Genomic DNA, 20,718 nt, shown 5'->3' with positions numbered 1-20,718 from the left:
CGATGTAGAATATGAGTTTAGAGCTCGACGCTTTATTGCAACCGATTACGGATGATTTACCTTGCGGTAGTGATTTTTCATTTTCAAATGATTTTCATGCAATTAAAAAAGCTAAAACACAAGATGACCCGCTCTTGGATCAAGGCGACTGGATCGCAGAACCGAAACAAGCAGATTGGGGCTTTGTGCACCAAAAATCGTCAGATTTACTTCGCGAACAAACTAAAGATATTCGCTTATATGGGTGGTTGCTTGAAGCATGGACTCATATTCATGGTTTTGAAGGGATTGCCAAAGGGATTGAACTTACACAAAAAAGCTTGCAAGACTTTTGGCTACAACTTCATCCTGAAATTGAAGATGATGACCTTGATCAACGTCTAGGTTTATTACAAGGGATAATTAATCAAATCCCAACATTAATTAAATCAGTTTCAATCGTTCATGGCGCGGCAGCTTATTCCCTATCCGACTATGATCGACTACTTCATGTTCAAAACCAAAGACGTAAATCCAACCATGAAGATGATGATCAAGAAGAGTCTTTTAATGGTATGGAACAGTTTGAACATGCCTTGTTCAATACGTCAAAATCAATTCAATACCAGTATTACCAACAGTTTTTAGATATTTTAAACCATTGGGAAAACTTAAAAACGACTCTTGATGATTTGATGGGTTTAGATGCGCCAAGCTTTGCTGGCATTGACTCTCAAATCGAAATGATTCACTTGAGCTTAAAAAAAATCTATAAAGCAGATGCTTTTATCAATTCATCGAGTGCTGAACAGGTTCAATCAAATTCTCCAATTGAAAGCCAAACACTTTCCACTGTAACTTCCGTGCAGAATGATATGCAAATAATACAACAACAGCATACACAGCAATTTAAACCTCAAGTGCAAAATCATCTTGAAAACCGTGAACAAGCCATGAAAGTCTTGCAAGATATTGCGGACTATTTCCAAGTGAATGAGCCGCATAGCCCTGTCAGTTATATGCTGCAAAAAACCATTAAATGGTCACAAATGCCACTGCATGAATGGTTAACTCATGTGATTAAGGATGAAAACCCTCTTGAAGCTGTACAAGAAATGTTAGGTGTTCAGCAACAAAGTAATGAATCGAATAGCGACTGGTAAAAGCAATGTTTAAAGCAGAAAAAATTTTATGGGGTGAAGGATTATTTTTACGCCCGCAACACTTTCAATTACAAGATGCTTATCATGAACAGCGTTTAAACCATACGGTTCGCGCAACAATACCGTTCGCTTATGGTATTCAAAGTTTAATTTTTGATGAATCACAACTCAGTACCAATACTTTGGCTTTGAATAAAGTTGAAATGATTTGGCAAGATGGCGAGATTTATCAAGCACCTGCACAAGACTTATTACCTGAGCCTGTACTACTTGATTCATTAAATTTACGCGGTGAAATGCAAATTTATTTAGCATTACCAATCGTTCAACCGAATAAACGAAACGTCAATTTTGAAGAAAATACCCAATCGAGTCGCTATCATTCACATTTGACTGAAACTCATGATTTGTTTACAGATGCAACGGCTGCTGAAATTACCTTATTACGCCGCCGAGCAGAGTTCAAAATCTTTGAATTAGGCCAAGAACCACAGCACAATCTTGATGGTTTTCTTTATATGCCAATAGGCCGCATCAAGCGCCAAAGCTCTGGTAATTTTGTTTTAGATTATCAATTTATCCCACCAATATTACATATTAGTTCGTGTGATTCGCTGATTACTGGGCTTAAACGAACGCTGAATATCATTAAAGCTAAAATTAAAACCATTCAATCGAATAATCGTGAAAACGAACAAAAGTTAATTGAATTCCGTTCAGGTGATATCGTGTCATTTTGGTTGGTTAATGCGCTAAATACTGCGCATGCAACCCTGAACCATTTATTGCAATATCCACTGATTCATCCTGAACGTTTGTATTTTGAATTATTGCGTCTGACAGGTTCCTTGCTCACCTTCTCGACAGCTTACGAAGTAGATCAGCTTCCGCAGTATCAACATCATAATTTGCAAGAAAGTTTTGCTCAATTAGATGTGATTTTACGTGAGTTGCTTGATACGATTATTTCAAATCGATATATCAGTATTAACTTGAAAGAAACCCGTCAATCTTACTGGGTCGGCAGTCTTGAAAGTGACAAAATTACTCGTGATTCTCGCCTGTATTTAGCTGTTTCAAGTAGCGTGATGCCTACACATGACATTATTTCTTATGTACCGCTGCGCTTTAAAGTCGGCAATACTGTCGATGTTGAACAGCGTGTCATGGCGGCCTTACCTGCTGTGCCATTGCAACATATGATGCAAGTGCCAACAGCAATTCCGGTACGTTCAGGTGTGAGTTATTTTGAAGTTGAGCCAAATAATGATTTGTATCAACGTATGCTTGATTCTGAATCCATCTGCGTTTACATACCAGCTGGCTTCCAAGATATCTCGATTGAACTTATTGCTGTGATGAATGGTTAAGGAGCAATCATGAATATTTCAAATAATGCCCCTTCACTTTTTGACGACGGTCAAATAGGATTAGGCTCTTCAAAACCAAGTGCTGAACCGAAAATCAACAGTTCAACCAATTTAGTTGATCTACTGCATGATGGTTTTTACATCGTATTCTTACTCAAAAATCAATATGTTCCATCCAGCCCTGAAAGTTTCAGGACAAAAATTATGGATCTATTAAACCGATTTGAAAGCCAAGCCCGTAAGCTTCAATTCAGCAATGAAGATATCACGGACGCAAAATATGCCTATTGCGCTTTATTAGATGAAACCATTGTCACCCAACAAGATGCACGCTTTTTTGATTTACAAAACAATTGGATGATGAATCCATTGCAATTAAGTCTTTTTGGTTCACAGCTTGCGGGTTACCGCTTTTTTGAAAATTTAGAGCAAATTCGTTCTAAGAATAAAGATCGTTTAGCAGCACTTGAAGTTTATCATTACTGCATGCTCCTTGGTTTTCATGGTAAATACCGACTTGAATCGATTGAAATGCTCAATTCACTCGTTGCACGTGTCGGCGATGAAATTGATTATATGAAAGGTAAAAAGGCGTTTTCGCCTTTCGCGGCATTACCGGATCAAATTAAAAACATTATTCACCGTGAATTACCATTTTTTTGGATCATTATCTTTTGGGCTTTGTTTGCTGTATTAGCATTTGGTGGACTGAGATATATGTTATCTAGCCAAAATAATCAGGCGTTATCACAATATCAAAACGTCATAACTGCCCCATCGGAACAGGCTTATATCACCATTCATTTACCATAAGACTTAGACACCATGGCAAACGAAAAATCGAATAACGTTAGAATTTTACAGTCGACTCAAAAAAATAATTTACCGCCTTTAGCTCATGCTGCTATCGGCTTTCTTGTTGGTGCAGCGGTGATTATTGTTGTTTGCCTGGGATATTTTTATCTAAATTCTGACGATCAGCCTACAAATGCAGAAATGACTACTTCTGCCCCAACTGAAGATAAAGCTGAAACTGAGGCATCCGCTGTACCTCGTCAAAACGAAAATGAGCAAGCTTCAGCTGAAAAAGCGCAGCAAACCGTTCATGCAACTGAAGAAAAAGATCCGGATAATGATTTATATTCGAATGATTTAGCTACTGCTTTCAATCATGGTAACACGGCTAAGGCAACTCAGCCTGTTCAAGCTGTGGCGAATAACCGTTCACCTTTTGAAATTACCCAACCGCAGCGCCCTGTTGTAGCTGCTACAACAACCGTTAAACAACATATTCCTACTACATTAGTAAAACCAAAAGCTGCGCCAACAACAGCTAAGGTGACCAAACCTACAGAGCCATCTACAAAAGCAGCAAAAGAAGATGAGCACTTTGAAGAGCCGATGGGCGGAACGCAAATTTCTGAAACAAAACGTCCGAAAGTGGTTGCTGCAACAAACACGGCGAATGCGACTGTGAGCGCTACAGTTTCCCCATGATCATCTTTTTGGTTAGTTGTTTCTTTGTCTTAGCACTGGTGACAGTGCTTTGTTTTTCTTATGAACTCAGAATTAAAGTTCAGGATTTTTTCTTTCAAATCATTCCACAAAGTAAAAAAAGAATTCAGCACGCCAAAAATTTTGCTTATGAACTGAACTATGCAGCAGCACCACAACAGATTCAATCACACTGGCATTTACAACAATGGTGGATTTTATTTGCAGGCTTCTTACTGTTTGCCAGTATTTTATTATTTGCTTTTACTCGCCCGATTACTGCAAGTAAAGTAGAAGCTGATTATTTACGTAAAGTCGATCCACAAATTTACGCTATGCTCGATGGACAGGTTTTAGATGCACCTCCTGAAGTTGAAGAATATCTTGTTCAAGAGGCAATCGCAGAAGAAGCAGCAATGGTTGAGCAGCCATCTGTTATGGCCTTAAGTTTCAATCCAGAAGTTCAAGATATCCATACGCATTCATACTCTACGGATATACCTTCAGCAGATCGTAAATGGCATAAAATGAACCCACGTTATAAGCAGCGTTTATTGATGGTGTTTAAAATTATGCGTGAACAACATGGCTATGAAATGGTTTTACTCGAAGGTTATCGTAGTCCAGAACGTCAAAATAATTTAGCCACCAATAAAAATACCACTCGTGCCCGTGGCTTCCAAAGTTATCATCAGTTTGGTTTAGCAGCTGATGTTGCATTTAAACGCAATGGCAAAGTGGTCATTACTGAACGAGACCCTTGGGCTATGCGTGGTTATCAACTTTATGGTCAAGCCGCTGAGTCTGTTGGTTTAACATGGGGCGGACGCTGGAAATCTATTCAAGATTATGGTCATACAGAATATCGAATGCCAGGGCTGAAAAAAACAGCAGAGATGGCTGCATTACTCACGTCTGAAGGTCAACTTCAAGCCAATAATATTTCGATTGAATAATTTCGATGTTGTGCCTGCAAAATATAATTGAAGGCACACCGTATTAATTTAAATAATTTTGTATTTGCTCTATTACTTCAGTTGTTTTTTCTGCATGTAACCAATGGCCTGCGCCTTCTATCTCTACAATTTTCGCATTTGGAAATTGTTGTTCTATCGTATTGGTATGTTCCACTTTTGAAATATAAGGTGACTCTCCACCTTTGATGAACAATACAGGCTGTTGCCAAGTATTTTCAATATTTTCCCAACCAATAATCTGGTCATATTGTTTATACAACGCATCTACATTAAACAACCATTGTCCTTTGCTAAAAGACTTGAGCAGAAACTGTATCACCATATCGAAATGAATATACTCACGCATAATTTCAACCGCTTGTTGTCTAGATTGAATTTGCGCATTATTTACGGCGATCAATGCTTTAAAAATTTCATCATGATGACGTTCTTGATATGCAAAGGGCGCGATATCCAATACAACAAGTTGCTCTACCCGCTCTGAGATTAAAGCCAATTGCATTGCGACCTTGCCTCCCATGGAATGGCCAATCACTGAAAACTTATCGATGCCAATCGCATCTAATGTTTCGAGTACATCGTTTGCCATCTCACGATAATCCATTTCTGTACTTTGAGGTGATTTACAATGATTTCGTAAATCAAGCTGAATGACAGAATGTGAATTTTGAAAAGCTCTGGCAAGCATCCCTAAGTTACTGAGGCTGCCAAATAAACCGTGAATAAAGACTAGCGGGTGCGTTTCGCCCTCTAATTTTTGATGATATTCGTAATTTAGGATCATTTTTGAATACTTTGCTATGTTGATATTATGATGCCTAGTTGACGGAATGAAATCAAATGACAGTTAAAAACTATTAGTCTTACTTAGGCTATTTGTATGTGGTATATGATTTAACTTGCTTAGGCTATTTCATAAATGAAATAGCCAACCGCAATCAACCTAAAAGATCTTTGTCTTTAATTTGCAGATTTAAAGTGATTAAAAGGAATTTTTAAATAGCGAATACCATTCCCTTCTGGTTTTGGAAATTTACCTGCATCCATATTGATTTGTATTGCAGGTAAAATCAGTTTTGGCATAGCCAATTTTGCGTCACGCTGAGTTCGCATTGTGACAAAATCTTCTTTTTTCGTACCAACGTGAATATGAATATTCTGCTCCTTTTGTGCATGTACACTGCTTTCACAGCAGTATTCTGACCGATTTTCTGGTAAATAGTCATGGCATAAAAACAAGCGCATTTCAGGTGCTAACTGATAAATCTTTTGTACTGAATCGAATAATACTGCTGCACTGCCCTTGGGAAAATCACAGCGTGCTGTGCCATAATCAGGCATAAATAAGGTATCACCGACAAACACAGCATCATCACCAACCACATAGCTCAGACAAGCAGGTGTGTGTCCAGGCGTTGGAATGTTATACGCATTTAACTCGCCGATTTTAAATGCTTCATGATCTGCAAATAAATAATCAAAAGACTGATGTGAATTAAAATATTTCACATCAAAATTATAAATGGCACTGAATGTTTCCTGCACAATCTTGATGTTATGGCTCATCGCAATTTTGCCACCAAGAACCTGTTTTAAATATTGTGATGCCGTTAAGTGATCTGCGTGCACATGCGTTTCTAAAATCCATTCTACGCTTAGGCTATTTTCTTGAATATAGCGAACAATCAAATCTGCATGCTTCGTTTGAGTAGTTGCAGAAGCAGCATCATAATCCAATACACTGTCTATAATCGCACATCGTTTTGTTTGTAGATCAGATACCACATAACTGAATGTATTGGTATTTTCATCAAAAAAAGGTTGTACCTGTGCACGCTTTGACATTAATTTGCTCCCGCAAATTTTCGATGTAGATAGACGCCTGCAAACATCGCCACAACAAAATAAATTGCTTGATAGTAGCCAAGTCCAATCAAAGTAAAGGCTGGCGCTGGACAGATTCCTGCAATTCCCCAACCTATTCCAAAGATAACACTCCCCATGATGAGTTTTGCATCAATTTGATTATTACTCGGTAATTCAATCGCCGTCCCATCAAAGGTTGTCGGTTTTGATTGACGAACGGCCATTTGAAATGGAATAAATGCAACTGCAATGGCTCCCATCATCACAAAAGCTAAACTCGCATCCCACTGCCCTGTTATATCAAGGAAACTTAAGACCTTTTCTGGATTAGACATGCCAGAAATCATTAAACCTAATGAGAAAATTCCACCAAAAATAAAAGCCAATATATTTTTCATCATTAAGCTCCGATTACATGTCTCATTACATAAACTGTGATAATCCCTGCCAACATAAAACTAGCAGTTGCAACGAATGAACGCTTAGAAAGACGACTAATACCGCAAATGCCATGTCCGCTTGTACAACCTGAACCTAATCGCGTTCCGAATCCAACCAATACCCCGGCAATGATCATCATCCATGGGCTTGCATCCAGTTCAATTGTCACAGAGGTCATTTTCCCGTAGATAAAAGGCACAATAAAAAGTCCCGCTAAAAACCATATCGCAGGTGTTTTTAAAATCGTTTGAGGATTCAACATTTGCGCAATTAAACCACTGATACCGGCGATTCGACCATGTACGTATAGGTAGCCAACTGCGGCTAGGCCCAATAAGGTCCCGCCGAGAAAAGCGGTTAGAAAGGGATGCATATTCATCAGCCACAAAAACAATATATGTTTTTATAATATGTTATTTAAAAAAAGATGCAAGCCCTCCAACCGAAATATTCGTTCTGACTTGCCTTTTCCTGATTGAAAAATTCAACGTTTCAAGAGTGTTTGATTAATTTATTTAGAAATAATTTATAAACTTGAAAAATCACAAAATATATCCTCGGAGATTTTTCAATAAAGGCTGTTTATTATGAAGTTAATTGAAATAATAGATAATTTATAGATCAATACTGATATCGCTGAGTGCATCGCTCACCCATGTTAAAGCATCTGAACCCAATTCTATAATATTCGAACCAATTTCAGCTAAGTCAGTCAAATCTACAGAAGATAAAGGATCAGATGATGTACTATTTTTTTGCTGTTCTTGTTCAGCTTGCTGCTCAATGGCTTGATCAAGATGAGTTTGATCTAATGGAGATGAGTTTGAATGTTGTTGTAATTCATAGTCATTATTCTGCATAAGTTCAGCCTGTTATGTTGTTTTCTATTACGTTCAGTTGATATTAATTTGGCTCAAACTCTTTGAGCACCTTATCTACAAACCACCAAGGTAAACGCTGAATACCTGAATTCATCTTTAAAATTTCAGCTTGTTCAATTTCCGCAATGAAAGAAGCATGCTGTCCATCGGCAGAGTTATCAAATAAATAACTACGATCCGTTGCTTCTACCGCCTGCATTAACAAATCCATACTTCGATAATAACGTTCGCGAATTTTTTGTTCTGGAACACCATGTCCACCCGTTTTCACTCGGTACTGAACACGTGAAATATTGATAACAGGATCAATAGTGGAAACATAATACAGATAGGTTCGAAAGCCTTTTCTTTTTGCTTCGCGTAGAAATTCCACCTTGGAAATATGGGACATCACCGTTTCAAAGGTAAAACTAATTTTTAGTTCTAAAAACTGCAAACGGATATAATCAATAATTCTTGCACAAAGATATGAGTCAATCTGGTCTGGATGAAATTCTATTTTCCACGGATCTAATATCTGAGGTTTTCGTGCTAATAGAGGAATAAATGCTCCATTCGCGGGACGTTTTTTCGTATCTAGAAAGTCAATTAATGCTTCTGATTTTAAAGCGGGATGGTAATCCAACAAATTGAGCCGGTGTGAATGTTTCAGTTGAGCTTCGAGTTCATCCGCATTTAAATATGCCCCAATATGATGGGGCAATAAATATTCTTTAACTGTGCTTTTACCTGAACCATTTGGACCCGCGAACATTCTAATGCGAGGTTGTGGAGGCATGTATTAAACAATTTCCTCTATTTTCTTTTTTCGTTTTAAAATTTTTGGTAGATCATCCACTTGTACAAAGTCGGCTGATACATCTTTTATTTGTACTTCTTGACCATTTTGCAGACGTTGAACCAGTTGTAGACCTTTTACATAAACCACAGTGGATGACGCACTTGCTTGTTCAAAAGCATGGCGAAATGCATGGATAGCAAGGCTCGGGATCATATCGTCCTCATATTGGCTTGCTTTCATTATTGAAGTATAAGCTGTCATGTAACAACTCCTCAAACATCAAAAATAATGTGTTCAATCATCTTATCATACTCGCAATATTTGTCTATTTATCCATCAGTCATCCTGAGAAGAAATTGATAAAAATTCAAAATGCTTAAATCATTTGATTGTATTGCTCGAAAAGAATGTCGTATATGAGTCAATGTGTGTGGATAGTAAATCAAGAATTATGTAAAAGTTACCTACATTGGATTTATCACCCAATTAAGCATTTAATTTTTCACAAAAAAATAGCCACTTATTCAGTGGCCAAAAGAGAACGACATCAACAAGTTGATGTATTAGTACTGACCTATGCAACAGGACCAGGGATGTTTGTTGCATATAAATCGTTCTAACTTGATCATAATAATGTGATGAACTTGTCAATTTAAGCATATTTTATATCATTTTCTGACAATCTACATTTTCAACTTCTAAGATTATTAGAAACTGCACCTATAGTGAATAATGCTGTAATAATTTTGAAATATTAGACCATTTCGAATTATGAAAAATAGAACAAAATGAAAGAAAGTTAGACTAGAGCCCAAAAGTTTAAGCAGAGAAATTTAAACCTAAATTATTTTGTAGGACTCGAACAAAATGCACTTTCGTTTAAGCCAGATGACTGCATACTCTGTTGCTGTTGTTGTAAATAGTGCTGTGAAGCCACTCGCATTAGATTGGCCATTTCAAGAGCTGAGTTTTGCTGAGATATTTCTAAAATCTGTCGATATGCATTCAATCTTAAACAAAATGCTTGAGTTTGCTGCTGACCCGTTGCAGTAGATGTAGGGTCATCTAAAATGGCTTTGGTTGAATTAATTTGCTCAGTATATGTATGTATCTGAGCATTATATTCAGCTTGAGTCAGTTGTGGAGTAACCGCTTCATTCACATTTGCATATGCTACAGAAGCAGTAAACACAGAAAAAATAAAGACATAAAGTTTATACATCAACGGAGAATGCATAAATTAAGCCTCATCACCTTCTTTCCAGACATCTTCATAATCATCAGCATCGATCATAAAACGATAGCCCACATCCAAAGCTAAATACGGTAGCACTTCAGGCACAACATCTTGCAGTTTACGCACAGTCATTGTTTCAAAGTTATCTGCGCCTTCAAGCTCGCCGCCATAAATATACCAACTGACATTTTCATCACCTTCTGCAGGCTTACGAATACCAACTATTGGATCTTTATTTAAGGTATGGACAGCCACAGCAATTACATCATTGCCCTGCACTTCTACATATGCAGAACCCACTTCTTCACATAAAAGTTTTTGTTCTGCAATCAGTTCTGCCAAAGGTGATGAATTTTGCGTATGTTTTGCCATGTTTGTTCTCAGGCCATATAGGTTTCGGGCATTCTACCGTGAATTACACTTATATAGATAAATTTTTTCCGTGCGAAAGCATTCGTGCCTTGTTTTATCAATTCATTTATAACAAAAGACTCAATGCTGTAGATTCCATGTAAAGGTATAAACAGGAATAAAGGAAACTTAATTTAAGACATATACCGCTCAAACACAGAAATAGACGAAAAAAAATAGAATCAACATTCAAACAGCAAGCTTCTTTACCACCACAGATTTAACTTTTGCCAATGCCTGTGCAAATTTGGACAAATACCCGATTTTCCAAACTTACATGATTTATGAAAGAAATCGTCAATGCCTTGCACGTTTCATAGATTCAAAACACTGACTAGAAAATACACAGGATGGTTAATACGCTTATATATAGGTCTATAAAGTATGACTTAGCTAGGCAATAAATGTTCATCATATCTAAAGCTGCCTACTTATAAGGAAATGCTCCCACAGAATATTTAATTCGCTAAGGCAAACAAAATATCTAGCTTGAGCCCTATCATCTATGAAAAAAATTTCATTGGCCTAGAAATATGCTTTATAAACCATAGAAAAAGTAACTATCTTTTAATTTTTATATACTTAGCACACAAACCTGATTTATTCTTTCAAATAACTCGATTGAAAACTGAGAACAATTTAGATTCCTTTACGCGTGAAATAAGTTAAACCTTAGAAATTTTAATTCGCTGTATGAATACCATCTTTATGACTATGCATGCTTAGGCTGTTCAACTAACGATCTATAAGGTGGATACACAAGCCATCTCACCTTTAAGATCATTCGCACTGATTATTGCTAAACGTATGCACCACGATATAGCAAGTTTACACAAAAGATATCAACAGTTTTAGCCAATTGGGTTTAAAATGATGTCCTACAATATAATGATAAAAATGTAATCTTTTAACATTGCCAATTCTCTGCAAAGTTCGCATTATATAGCCCATTCTCGGCACATGCTTTTCACGTCAATTCAAAGAAATTATAAAAAAAATGTGGAATTTTATGCCATAATGAGCAAACTTTGCAGGTATCTTGTAAAGTAAATTTGCAACTTTTTATTGGAGCAGGCTGAATGAGCTCGACCATTTTGGTCATTCATGGACCGAATCTCAACTTACTGGGAAAACGTGAACCCGAAGTTTATGGCTATCTGACACTTGAAGATATCAACCAAAAACTGATTTCACAGGCTCAAAACGCTTCCATTTCTCTCGACACTTTCCAAAGTAATTGGGAAGGCGCTGTCGTCGACCGAATTCATCAAGCGCAACAAGAAGGCGTTCAATTCATCATTATTAACCCTGCAGCCCTAACACATACTTCGGTTGCTGTGCGTGATGCCCTTCTTGGTGTAGCCATTCCATTTATCGAAGTACATCTATCAAATGTCCACGCTCGCGAAGCATTTAGACATCACTCCTATCTATCTGATAAAGCCGTTGGCGTTATTTGTGGTTTAGGTGCAAAAGGTTATGCCGCAGCACTAGACTTCGCCATCGAAAAAATTCAACCAACTTTTCAATCTTAATTAGGAATACTGTTCATGGATATCCGTAAAATCAAGAAACTCATCGATTTGATGATTGAATCTGACTTACAGGCGATTGAAGTTAAAGAAGGCGATCAATCGATTGCTCTAACTCGTCGCAATCCAGTAGTTGCTGCCGCTGCGCCTGCTATGGCTGCTCCTGCCGCTGCGCCTGCTGCACCTCGTTCACCACGTGGTGCTGTTGAGCCGTCTCCTATGGTTGGTGTGTTCTATGCTGCGCCAAATCCAGGTGAAGCACCATTTGTGAAAGTTGGTCAAACTGTATCTGCTGGTGAAACACTCGGTATCATCGAAGCAATGAAAATCATGAACCCAATTGAAGCAACTCAAAGCGGTGTAATTGAAGAAATTTTGGTTAAAAATGGCGAAGTGATCCAATTCGGTCAACCATTATTCCGCTATCGCGCTTAAGACCACGGGGAATCACAATGTTGCAAAAAGTTTTAATTGCAAACCGTGGTGAGATTGCGCTCCGCATCACCCGCGCTTGCAAAACTTTAGGAATTAAAACCGTAGGGATTTATTCCGATGCCGACAAAGACCTAATGCACTTACGCTTCTGTGACGAAGCAGTGTGTATTGGACCAGGTGCCAGCAGCGAAAGTTATCTCAATATCCCTGCCATTATTACAGCGGCTGAAATCACCGGTGCAGATGCCATCCATCCAGGTTATGGTTTCTTATCTGAAAATGCTGAGTTTGCTGAAATTGTAGAAAACTCAGGTTTTATCTTTATCGGCCCGCGTCCTGAACACATTCGCTTAATGGGGAACAAAGTTTCTGCCATTATTGCCATGAAAAAAGCCGGCGTACCGACTGTTCCAGGTTGTGACCATGCTGTAACGATTCACAATGCTTTGGCAGAAGCTAAAGAAATTGGCTTTCCATTGATCGTAAAAGCAGCTTCTGGTGGTGGTGGTCGTGGTATGCGTATCGTTGAACGTGTAGACACACTCCTCGAATCTGTACAAGCTGCTCAACGTGATGCTGAAATGTGGTTTGGTGACGATACCGTTTATATGGAACGTTTCCTTCAAAAGCCACGCCATGTCGAAGTGCAAGTTCTTGCAGATGGTAATGGCCATGCAATTCACCTTTATGATCGTGACTGTTCATTGCAACGTCGTCATCAAAAAGTACTTGAAGAAGCTCCTGCACCGGGTCTACCTGAAGAAGCACGTGCGCATATTCTTGAAGCATGTGTAAATGCTTGTAAATTGATGCAATACCGTGGTGCGGGTACATTCGAGTTCTTATTTGAAGAGGGTGAATTCTTCTTTATTGAAATGAATACTCGTGTGCAAGTAGAACATCCTGTTACTGAGCAAGTAACTGGTGTAGATATTATCGAGCAACAATTACGCATTGCTGCTGGCTTAGGTTTGGATCTTCAACAAGAAGATATTCAACTTAAAGGTCATGCGATTGAATGTCGTATTAATGCGGAAGATCCATCTACATTTATGCCTTCACCGGGCAAAATCGATCATTTCTATGCACCGGGTGGCGCAGGTATCCGACTAGATTCTCATATCTATCAAGGATATAGCATCCCACCCTACTATGATTCAATGATTGCAAAACTCATTGCGCATGGTAAAGATCGTGAAACCTCTATTGCGCGCATGAAACAAGCTCTAGAAGAGATTATCTTAACTGGCGTGAAAACCAATATTCCGCTACATAAAGATTTGATTCTTCAAGATAAAAATTTCTGCGAACAAGCAATGGATATTCACTATCTTGAAAAGCATCTATTAAAGAAAGTCGAAGGACATGAAGAGAAATAAAACTTCAGTGTCAAAAAAACCACTCAAATGAGTGGTTTTTTATTTTCATAAGAAAGATCTATAGTCATGCTTAAGGCAAAACTCGACGCAATGTCGCAAAACACTGCTGAGCCTGATCATTGGCACAGAAATTAATAACCGATGGACTTTTCCACTTTACAAAGTACTGTGAAATTTCGCCGGTTTGATCTTGAATATTGCCCGAACAATCCATCTGATTATTGTCATATTTCACTTGTAAAATCAGTGCTGGAATTTGCACATTCGGATCTTGCGCAGGTTGATAGTCATATACCCCAGATGACCACTCTTCACCGCTTTTGATCACAACATCATTATTGCTCTTAAAATTATAATATTCAACGCACTTTTTATTGGTCGGAATTTCCATACCCCATAAGCCGACCAATTCAGAACGTGTTGTCACCCTAAAGCTATTCACCGCTTCAACTTGATTTTTAGCCTCTGAATTTTGAGTTGTATTCTTATTATCTGCCGCCATCACCAACGATGAACTCAACATGAGTAAAACTGTAAGATATGCTATTTTCATACATTTAATCAGTCATATAAATCATGCTCTTAAAGTAACACATTTTTTTACAAATCCGCGGTTTATCACATTTTCATAACAATCATTTTTCCTATTTATCCAAAAAATCAATCTCAGTTAACGAAACTACAAATCAGCTAAATGCCAAACAAATCACACTATTTACAATAAAATAATATAAAATCTTTTTTATCGTTTAATATACGAAAAAAACGAATTCTCCCATATTTAACCTAGTCTTACATAAGCTAATGAAACTGCATTCGAATAGTCTTGCTCCGCTTAATGCACGCCACAGCATGGCTTTTGTCATAGTCGCTGCAGTTATTCTTTGCTGCTGCTTAATCGGTATTTTCACCCGCCCATTAAGCTATTTAGCGATTTTTTGGCCTGCGAACGCAGTATTGTTAGCAATATTCTTAAGGTTCCCTAAACTGAGTAATCTGGGAGGATGGTTAGGTGCATTTACCGGTTATATGCTCCCAGATTTAGTGACAGGCAATTATTTCCAACTCACTTTATTTCTCACTTTTTCAAATTTAACCAACAGCATGGTATCGTTATTTTTTATGCGATATTTTCAGGTGAACTATCAAAACTATAATAAAGGTTTCACCTTTCTGACCATGATTGTCATCATCGCCTGTGGTGGATGCCTTGCAGGTGCTCTTTTTGCTATTTTCACTGTGCCTTATATCCCCAACACGTTTATGTCGACCGATCGATTGTCGATTGATTTTGGTATGTGGTGGATTACTGAAATATTAAATGCGCTGATTATATTACCGCTTATTCTGTCTTTTCCTAAACTGGCCGATCTTAAACTTTATTTCAAAGATCGACGTCATCAAAGCTTTCAGATCAATAAAATATTTCCGGCAATTGCAGTTGTCTTCTGTGTATTTTTAACAGCCGTTTCTACAGGTCCAGGGGCAATTCTCTACCCTTTAGCGGCTCTAATTTGGGCAGCATTAACCTATCGATTATTTACCTTATCCCTAATTAATGCCGTGGTAATTTTAGCGACCTATTACAATTTAAATGCGTTCTACTTACACGATTCTTCATTAGCCTATTTATCGACAGCAATTTCAGTCCGTATCGGCCTAGCCATGCTGATTCTCTCGCCGTTGATTCTTTGTATTATTAGCCGAAATCGGCACGAACTATATAAAGAGGTTTTATACCTTGCAAATCATGATAGTTTAACGCATGCGATGAATCGTCGATATTTTTTCGAGCAAGGTGAGCTTTACCTACAAAACCAAATTCAGCTTAACTTTTCCATTATCATGATGGATATTGATCATTTTAAAAAATTAAATGATCAATATGGGCATTATGTCGGTGACCAAGTTTTACAAGAATTTTCGAGCGTTGTGCGTAAGAATTTACGTGAAACTGATTTATTTGCACGTATTGGTGGTGAAGAGTTTAGTGTATTACTCACGAACATTGCAGCAGCTGAAGCTCAAGGTATTGCTGAGCGTATCCGAAAAGTCGTTGAAACTACGCCTATTTTCATTGATAAAAAAAATACGATTTATATTACGGTGAGTATAGGTCTGATTCATCAGTCTTTGCCCAATGCTCCAAGTTTGCAAAGTATGATAAATCAAGCCGATCAGGCATTATATCAAGCCAAAGAGCTCGGCCGTAATCAGGTGATTTTAGTTCATTGAGATTTATCAAAATACTGAATTGTTTTAAGCTTGCTTTTGGATCGTTTTAGGCAAGCCCACGACCAAAAACATGGCAGGTATAACCACCAGTCCTGCGATCATAAAAATAACGGGTCCCGAAAGCATGTCCCAATATCGGCCTGCTAAAATACTGCCACTCGCAACACCTAAGCCCCACATGGTACTGTATAGCGCTTGACCACGCCCTTGTTGACTCGCAGTAAAATTTTGAAAAATGATCCGCATCGCGATTAAGTGGAATAATCCAAAACTAAAGGCATGAATCGTTTGCGCTGCAAATTGAGTGATAAACACCTTCGGATATAAACCTACAATCAACCATCGCATCCCTGTTAGCCCCAGACAAATGAGCACTAAATTGCGCCAAGAATATCGATTAAAAAAGACATTGGCATAGGCAAACATAATGATTTCTGCAATGACTCCTACAGACCATAAAAAACCGATTTGGCTCGTCGAAAAATCAGCCTGCTTAAGGTAATTGCTATAAAAACTATAAAACGGCGCATGCGAAAAAAGTAGAAAAAATTCAATGATAAAAAAACTAGCTACAACTGGTCGTTTTAAGATAGGCCAAAGTGGTTCAAGTTTTTTCTGTGAAGATGGTGCAGTAGCGGGCTCTTTAATCGTAAATGACCAAATAAATGCGAGAAATGCAATGCATAACAACATGATAGGCAGCATTGAAACAGGTATTATTTCTAGCAAAGCCCCTATTCCAAATACACCAACAATGAAACCAACTGATCCCCATTTTCTGACTTTTCCATAAAGTTCTGCACGACGCTCAGCCAACCAAAATAAAGTTACCCCTTCAAACTGAGCTAAAATGGCATTTTGAAAGAAACTGAATACCAACATGAGTAATGCAACAGACTGAAAACTGTTTGGAATTATAAAAATCAGAAACCAAATACAGGCTTCCATCCATGTTGCGATTCGAACTAAAAGCATGCGCTTTCCGGATTTATCTGCAATCCACCCCCAAATAAATGGCGCAAAAAAACGTGTCACAATTGCAATCGAAGATAAAACACCTATTTCTTGATAATTAAACCCTTGATCCTCTAAATACAAACTCCAATACGGCATGAATGTACCCACTATTGAATAATAGAAAAAGTAGAATCCACCGAGTTTGGATTGGATTGGAATGTTAAGCATCAAACTGTATTCCTTAGTATTTACAGTAAGTTATAAACTTTTCAGAGTTGTATGCTTTTGCATCTAAAAGGCTTGGTTAGGATATGACGAGTATACAAATTTATTTTAATTAAATTATTTCAAAATTTGTACAATTTTATCAAAATATCAAATTTCCTCATTATTCTATTTATTAAACAATATGTTATTTTTACTTATAAAACTCTCATATGTTAATAAAAACCGCCCATTTGGGCGGTTTTTTATCTATTGGCTCTTAGTTCGAACTAAATTTAAAAAATGCAGATGACGCTCATATTGATCAATGACATCTTGCAAGATATCTTCTTGCGTCCATTCGATGATGTCATAATTTTGACCACCTTCCCTCAAAAATACTTCAGCTTGATAATCTTGCGTAATTTCTCCTGAATCAATCATAAAGCTTGGTGTATTTTTTTCTTGGACAACTACTTGGTAGATAAAGTTAATCTCATCTTGATGGTTTACACGAAGCTGCAAGCCATCATCTATCGTGTTTACCGTCACATCTAAATGACGACGCTTAAACTCTTTCTGTAGATTTGAAAATGCCTGGCTTACCGTTGTATCAATATATTGTTCAACTTCTTCACGTGTATGCGGATAATGCATAATCAATCCTAAACGTTGCTGCCAACTTCTTGGATTATGAATTGCTCTAGGTGTAATACGCGCATCCTGTAATGCTTGCATCTTGGTTGCATCTAAATGTAGAGCCTTGACTAAGCCCCAGCAAATTAAAAGCATTACAAAAGTGAATGGTAATGCACTCAACATTGTTGCAGATTGCAAAGCACCTAAACCTCCTGCAAACAACAAAACAATCGCAAGAACAGCCATTAACGTTGTCCAAAACAATCGCTGCCAAGTTGGAGAGTTTTCAGATTTTGCAGTTAGATAGTCTGTAACTAAAGCCCCAGAGTCTGCCGAAGTCACAAAAAACAACATGACCAGAATGGTCGCCACAAAACTCATCACGCCTGAGAATGGCAAGGTCCCTAAATATTCAAATAACGCAACGGATGAATCTCGTTGCACTGCAGAAATCAGCGAGGTGTTCGCTTCGTTTAAAATACTATAGAGTGCAGCATTCCCCATGACTCCCATCCAGATCAACGTGAAGCCTGTTGGAATAAGTAAAACACCTACAATAAACTCACGAATAGTACGTCCTTCAGACACACGCGCAATAAACATACCTACGAATGGCGACCATGAAATCCACCATGCCCAGTACATAATTGTCCAACCACCAATCCAACCATCAGATTGATAGGCATATAAATTAAAGGTCATGTTGAATAAGTTTGAAAAATACTGGCCAGCATTTTGTATAGTCGCTTGTAATATGAATATCGTAGAACTAGCAAAAAATACAAATAATAAGAGGGTTAATGCTAAGCCTAAATTGATCTCTGATAATCGTTTAATACCCTTGTCTAAGCCCATAAATACGGACAAAGAGGCCATAGCTGTAACAATGACGATTAGAATTAGTTGCGTCGTCGTTGAATATTCAATCCCGAATAGATAATTCAGGCCGGAGTTAATTTGGGTTACACCAAAACCTAAAGTCGTTGCGACACCAAATACAGTACCGATCGTTGCAAAGGTATCTACACCATCACCAATTGGACCATAGATTTTTTTTCCAATGAGAGGATATAACGCAGAGCGAATTTTTAGAGGTAGATTGTGTCTATAAGCAAAGTAAGCTAACGCCAAGCCAACAATTGTGTAGATTGCCCAAGCATGAAGTCCCCAATGGAAGAATGTTACACGCATAGCTTGCTGAGCTGATTGGATAGTTTCTGGTTCACCGGTTGGAGGTGATACATAGTGCATCACTGGCTCCGCGACACCGAAGAACATTAAGCCAATACCCATACCAGCAGTAAATAGCATAGCGAACCAGGAGCTATTACTATATTTTGGCTGGCTATGGTCTAAACCAAGTTTAATTTTACCCATATTTGAACAGGCAATATAAATAAGCACTAAGAGAAAAATGGCTACAGATAGTACATAGAACCAACTGAATGAGTTTGTAACCCATTGATTCAGTTGTTTAGTTATTAAATCAAAAGCATTGGGAGCTAAAAATACAATGGCAATAAAAATGCCGATAATGACAACTGTGCTAATAAACACATTTGGATTCACATTGGAATACCATGACGGTTTCAATGAAGACATACCTTCCCTATTCCGTTTTATTTGTAAGACAGATCTAAATTGATCAAAGAGATATCCGCTACTTGCGAAAGAAACAGGCTTGTAAAGATGAGTGCTGGCGATTGTAATTTCGCTCTATACGATAAATATTAAAAATATTCATGTGCATAAATTGAAAATTAAAGGCTGACTCAATCTAAGCCACTGTTTAGAATGTGCACATGTTATCATATTTTTAGATACTAAATTAAATATTAAGCAATTTATTAAATTAAGAAAACGATCAATTTAATGTCTTCATTCTAAATTCATTATATTTATCAATATCATTTTTCTTAATTTCTTATAATTTTCCAATTAATACAAAACTCAAAAAACCACTTTTTGGTGGTTTTTTGAACATTTTTTATCACTTATATAATTTCATCTGGTTGGTTTTTCTTCGGTTACTTTCTAAGTTATCCAGATCCAGATAAAGTAAGTTTAGCGAACTGCTTCAACATGCAATTTATAATTAACCGTTCTATTATTCCGTGCCGTATTCCGCATTTGGTAGATCTGAATCAAATAATTGCCTGATTCTGGCAGCTTGAATTTTCCAGATACTCCTGTTGTAGATCCAATCACTAAAGCTTCTGTTTTTCCTGGTTTATCACCAGGAGCATATATATTAATTTGGGCTAAATCATGATTGCTTGTCAGCTTATAGCTTAAAGTTTGTCCAGCCTTAGCATTCAAACTATACTGAATGTCATCGTAGCCTTTAAATGATCCTGCAACTGTAGTACCAATAGCACCTTTTGCAAACTGAATGGGTTTTACTGGTGCAGCAGATACACTTGGCGAAACCGCCGCAGACAAAGCCAAAGTTATTGAACCTAACAAAGTTAATTTTTTCATCACTATGTGCCATTTTTAAATTGATCATTTTTAATCATGTGAAATTCTAAATTTCATCAATAGATTTCTTTCATAAGTCATTTTTCACTCAGCTCCAAGTTATAAATTCCAGCAATTAGATTGAATCTCAATGCTAGTCTTTTGCCTCGATTGCGATATCGCTCAGCAAGAATTTTGAAGGTTTTCAAACTGCCAAATACATGCTCAATTCCAATTCTTCTTTTATTGATTTCCTGATTATAGATTTTTAGTTCGG

At 37.5% G+C, this 20,718-nt stretch carries 23 protein-coding genes; 9 read left to right on the top strand and 14 right to left on the bottom strand.

The features are described from left to right. Nucleotides 1-11 precede the first annotated feature (11 nt). Genes tssA through FTU17_RS07255 form a run of 5 tightly spaced genes read left to right on the top strand, consistent with a single transcriptional unit; the run spans nt 12 to nt 4,962 of the window. Nucleotides 12-1,142, top strand: coding sequence for a type VI secretion system protein TssA (gene tssA / locus FTU17_RS07275; RefSeq protein ID WP_180027198.1), 1,131 nt, complete (start codon nt 12-14; stop codon nt 1,140-1,142). Between the two features lie 5 nt (nt 1,143-1,147). Beyond that, nucleotides 1,148-2,512, top strand: coding sequence for a type VI secretion system baseplate subunit TssK (tssK, locus tag FTU17_RS07270; RefSeq protein ID WP_078193368.1), 1,365 nt, complete (start codon nt 1,148-1,150; stop codon nt 2,510-2,512). Between the two features lie 9 nt (nt 2,513-2,521). Continuing rightward, nucleotides 2,522-3,325 (top strand): type IVB secretion system protein IcmH/DotU, encoded by an 804-nt coding sequence (gene icmH / locus FTU17_RS07265; RefSeq protein WP_111885479.1) that lies wholly within the window; start codon nt 2,522-2,524, stop codon nt 3,323-3,325. Between the two features lie 12 nt (nt 3,326-3,337). Beyond that, on the top strand, nt 3,338-4,009 hold the full coding sequence (locus FTU17_RS07260) for a hypothetical protein (protein WP_180135001.1): 672 nt from the start codon (nt 3,338-3,340) through the stop codon (nt 4,007-4,009). Continuing rightward, entirely contained in the window at nt 4,006-4,962 is a 957-nt protein-coding gene (locus FTU17_RS07255; protein WP_180059881.1) for a M15 family metallopeptidase, read from the top strand. The genes FTU17_RS07260 and FTU17_RS07255 overlap by 4 nt, the downstream gene beginning before the upstream one ends. A 43-nt stretch (nt 4,963-5,005) precedes the next feature. On the opposite strand, the gene FTU17_RS07250 is transcribed toward FTU17_RS07255, so the two are convergent. The 9 genes from FTU17_RS07250 to FTU17_RS07210 form a co-directional block, all read right to left on the bottom strand. Beyond that, complete coding sequence (locus tag FTU17_RS07250) at nt 5,006-5,767, bottom strand: alpha/beta fold hydrolase (protein ID WP_180135000.1); 762 nt, start codon at nt 5,765-5,767, stop codon at nt 5,006-5,008. A gap of 176 nt (nt 5,768-5,943) precedes the next feature. Further along, on the bottom strand, nt 5,944-6,828 hold the full coding sequence (locus FTU17_RS07245; RefSeq protein WP_180059885.1) for an MBL fold metallo-hydrolase: 885 nt from the start codon (nt 6,826-6,828) through the stop codon (nt 5,944-5,946). After that, entirely contained in the window at nt 6,828-7,247 is a 420-nt protein-coding gene (locus FTU17_RS07240) for a DUF6691 family protein (protein WP_180008166.1), read from the bottom strand. Before FTU17_RS07240 ends, FTU17_RS07245 begins: the two co-directional genes overlap by 1 nt. Before the next feature lie 2 nt (nt 7,248-7,249). Then, nucleotides 7,250-7,663 (bottom strand): YeeE/YedE family protein, encoded by a 414-nt coding sequence (locus FTU17_RS07235; RefSeq protein WP_180005525.1) that lies wholly within the window; start codon nt 7,661-7,663, stop codon nt 7,250-7,252. Between the two features lie 241 nt (nt 7,664-7,904). Further along, nucleotides 7,905-8,150: a hypothetical protein gene (locus FTU17_RS07230; RefSeq protein ID WP_180041448.1), complete on the bottom strand. Its 246-nt coding sequence runs from the start codon at nt 8,148-8,150 to the stop codon at nt 7,905-7,907. A 43-nt stretch (nt 8,151-8,193) separates the two neighbouring features. Next, nucleotides 8,194-8,949, bottom strand: coding sequence for a zeta toxin (locus tag FTU17_RS07225; protein WP_257227371.1), 756 nt, complete (start codon nt 8,947-8,949; stop codon nt 8,194-8,196). A 3-nt stretch (nt 8,950-8,952) separates the two neighbouring features. Continuing rightward, nucleotides 8,953-9,213 (bottom strand): hypothetical protein, encoded by a 261-nt coding sequence (locus FTU17_RS07220; protein ID WP_180134999.1) that lies wholly within the window; start codon nt 9,211-9,213, stop codon nt 8,953-8,955. 583 nt (nt 9,214-9,796) lie between these two features. Next, entirely contained in the window at nt 9,797-10,189 is a 393-nt protein-coding gene (locus FTU17_RS07215; protein WP_180050770.1) for a hypothetical protein, read from the bottom strand. Between the two features lie 3 nt (nt 10,190-10,192). Further along, complete coding sequence (locus tag FTU17_RS07210; protein WP_180054637.1) at nt 10,193-10,561, bottom strand: hypothetical protein; 369 nt, start codon at nt 10,559-10,561, stop codon at nt 10,193-10,195. A gap of 1,118 nt (nt 10,562-11,679) precedes the next feature. Between FTU17_RS07210 and aroQ the strand changes: the two genes are divergently transcribed. Genes aroQ through accC form a run of 3 tightly spaced genes read left to right on the top strand, consistent with a single transcriptional unit; the run spans nt 11,680 to nt 13,946 of the window. Further along, nucleotides 11,680-12,135: a type II 3-dehydroquinate dehydratase gene (gene aroQ, locus FTU17_RS07205; RefSeq protein ID WP_180134998.1), complete on the top strand. Its 456-nt coding sequence runs from the start codon at nt 11,680-11,682 to the stop codon at nt 12,133-12,135. Nucleotides 12,136-12,150: 15 nt separating this feature from the next. After that, nucleotides 12,151-12,567: an acetyl-CoA carboxylase biotin carboxyl carrier protein gene (accB, locus tag FTU17_RS07200; protein ID WP_078190790.1), complete on the top strand. Its 417-nt coding sequence runs from the start codon at nt 12,151-12,153 to the stop codon at nt 12,565-12,567. 17 nt (nt 12,568-12,584) lie between these two features. Continuing rightward, nucleotides 12,585-13,946, top strand: coding sequence for an acetyl-CoA carboxylase biotin carboxylase subunit (accC, locus tag FTU17_RS07195; protein WP_180005521.1), 1,362 nt, complete (start codon nt 12,585-12,587; stop codon nt 13,944-13,946). Between the two features lie 70 nt (nt 13,947-14,016). Here accC and FTU17_RS07190 read toward each other — a convergent pair whose 3' ends face one another. Further along, nucleotides 14,017-14,499, bottom strand: coding sequence for a hypothetical protein (locus FTU17_RS07190; RefSeq protein ID WP_078190792.1), 483 nt, complete (start codon nt 14,497-14,499; stop codon nt 14,017-14,019). A 299-nt stretch (nt 14,500-14,798) separates the two neighbouring features. Between FTU17_RS07190 and FTU17_RS07185 the strand changes: the two genes are divergently transcribed. Then, nucleotides 14,799-16,181 carry a sensor domain-containing diguanylate cyclase gene (locus FTU17_RS07185; protein WP_257227370.1) on the top strand — a complete coding sequence of 461 codons (1,383 nt, stop codon included), beginning with the start codon at nt 14,799-14,801 and terminating at the stop codon, nt 16,179-16,181. 24 nt (nt 16,182-16,205) lie between these two features. On the opposite strand, the gene FTU17_RS07180 is transcribed toward FTU17_RS07185, so the two are convergent. The 4 genes from FTU17_RS07180 to FTU17_RS07165 all read right to left on the bottom strand — a co-directional run. Beyond that, nucleotides 16,206-17,366, bottom strand: a complete 1,161-nt coding sequence (locus tag FTU17_RS07180; protein WP_180109318.1) for an MFS transporter — start codon at nt 17,364-17,366, stop codon at nt 16,206-16,208. Between the two features lie 246 nt (nt 17,367-17,612). After that, nucleotides 17,613-19,583, bottom strand: coding sequence for a choline BCCT transporter BetT (locus tag FTU17_RS07175; protein WP_180134996.1), 1,971 nt, complete (start codon nt 19,581-19,583; stop codon nt 17,613-17,615). Between the two features lie 462 nt (nt 19,584-20,045). Next, entirely contained in the window at nt 20,046-20,462 is a 417-nt protein-coding gene (locus tag FTU17_RS07170; protein ID WP_180005517.1) for a DNA breaking-rejoining protein, read from the bottom strand. Between the two features lie 77 nt (nt 20,463-20,539). Then, nucleotides 20,540-20,718 (bottom strand): transposase (locus FTU17_RS07165; RefSeq protein ID WP_180003507.1); only part of this gene is annotated, 179 nt, incomplete at its 5' end.

It is taken from the genome of Acinetobacter sp. YH12070, assembly GCF_013419625.1.
Taxonomy (GTDB): domain Bacteria; phylum Pseudomonadota; class Gammaproteobacteria; order Pseudomonadales; family Moraxellaceae; genus Acinetobacter; species Acinetobacter amyesii.
This window is presented reverse-complemented; position numbering and strand designations above follow the sequence as displayed.

What these genes read in the sequence shown, in the direction of transcription:
- tssA (WP_180027198.1), top strand. Translation starts at nt 12, where the DNA reads ATGAGTTTAGAGCTCGACGCTTTATTGCAACCGATTACGGATGATTTA.
- tssK (WP_078193368.1), top strand. Translation starts at nt 1,148, where the DNA reads ATGTTTAAAGCAGAAAAAATTTTATGGGGTGAAGGATTATTTTTACGC.
- icmH (WP_111885479.1), top strand. Translation starts at nt 2,522, where the DNA reads ATGAATATTTCAAATAATGCCCCTTCACTTTTTGACGACGGTCAAATA.
- FTU17_RS07260 (WP_180135001.1), top strand. Translation starts at nt 3,338, where the DNA reads ATGGCAAACGAAAAATCGAATAACGTTAGAATTTTACAGTCGACTCAA.
- FTU17_RS07255 (WP_180059881.1), top strand. Translation starts at nt 4,006, where the DNA reads ATGATCATCTTTTTGGTTAGTTGTTTCTTTGTCTTAGCACTGGTGACA.
- FTU17_RS07250 (WP_180135000.1), bottom strand. Translation starts at nt 5,767, where the DNA reads ATGATCCTAAATTACGAATATCATCAAAAATTAGAGGGCGAAACGCAC.
- FTU17_RS07245 (WP_180059885.1), bottom strand. Translation starts at nt 6,828, where the DNA reads ATGTCAAAGCGTGCACAGGTACAACCTTTTTTTGATGAAAATACCAAT.
- FTU17_RS07240 (WP_180008166.1), bottom strand. Translation starts at nt 7,247, where the DNA reads ATGAAAAATATATTGGCTTTTATTTTTGGTGGAATTTTCTCATTAGGT.
- FTU17_RS07235 (WP_180005525.1), bottom strand. Translation starts at nt 7,663, where the DNA reads ATGCATCCCTTTCTAACCGCTTTTCTCGGCGGGACCTTATTGGGCCTA.
- FTU17_RS07230 (WP_180041448.1), bottom strand. Translation starts at nt 8,150, where the DNA reads ATGCAGAATAATGACTATGAATTACAACAACATTCAAACTCATCTCCA.
- FTU17_RS07225 (WP_257227371.1), bottom strand. Translation starts at nt 8,949, where the DNA reads ATGCCTCCACAACCTCGCATTAGAATGTTCGCGGGTCCAAATGGTTCA.
- FTU17_RS07220 (WP_180134999.1), bottom strand. Translation starts at nt 9,213, where the DNA reads ATGACAGCTTATACTTCAATAATGAAAGCAAGCCAATATGAGGACGAT.
- FTU17_RS07215 (WP_180050770.1), bottom strand. Translation starts at nt 10,189, where the DNA reads ATGCATTCTCCGTTGATGTATAAACTTTATGTCTTTATTTTTTCTGTG.
- FTU17_RS07210 (WP_180054637.1), bottom strand. Translation starts at nt 10,561, where the DNA reads ATGGCAAAACATACGCAAAATTCATCACCTTTGGCAGAACTGATTGCA.
- aroQ (WP_180134998.1), top strand. Translation starts at nt 11,680, where the DNA reads ATGAGCTCGACCATTTTGGTCATTCATGGACCGAATCTCAACTTACTG.
- accB (WP_078190790.1), top strand. Translation starts at nt 12,151, where the DNA reads ATGGATATCCGTAAAATCAAGAAACTCATCGATTTGATGATTGAATCT.
- accC (WP_180005521.1), top strand. Translation starts at nt 12,585, where the DNA reads ATGTTGCAAAAAGTTTTAATTGCAAACCGTGGTGAGATTGCGCTCCGC.
- FTU17_RS07190 (WP_078190792.1), bottom strand. Translation starts at nt 14,499, where the DNA reads ATGAAAATAGCATATCTTACAGTTTTACTCATGTTGAGTTCATCGTTG.
- FTU17_RS07185 (WP_257227370.1), top strand. Translation starts at nt 14,799, where the DNA reads ATGGCTTTTGTCATAGTCGCTGCAGTTATTCTTTGCTGCTGCTTAATC.
- FTU17_RS07180 (WP_180109318.1), bottom strand. Translation starts at nt 17,366, where the DNA reads ATGCTTAACATTCCAATCCAATCCAAACTCGGTGGATTCTACTTTTTC.
- FTU17_RS07175 (WP_180134996.1), bottom strand. Translation starts at nt 19,583, where the DNA reads ATGTCTTCATTGAAACCGTCATGGTATTCCAATGTGAATCCAAATGTG.
- FTU17_RS07170 (WP_180005517.1), bottom strand. Translation starts at nt 20,462, where the DNA reads ATGAAAAAATTAACTTTGTTAGGTTCAATAACTTTGGCTTTGTCTGCG.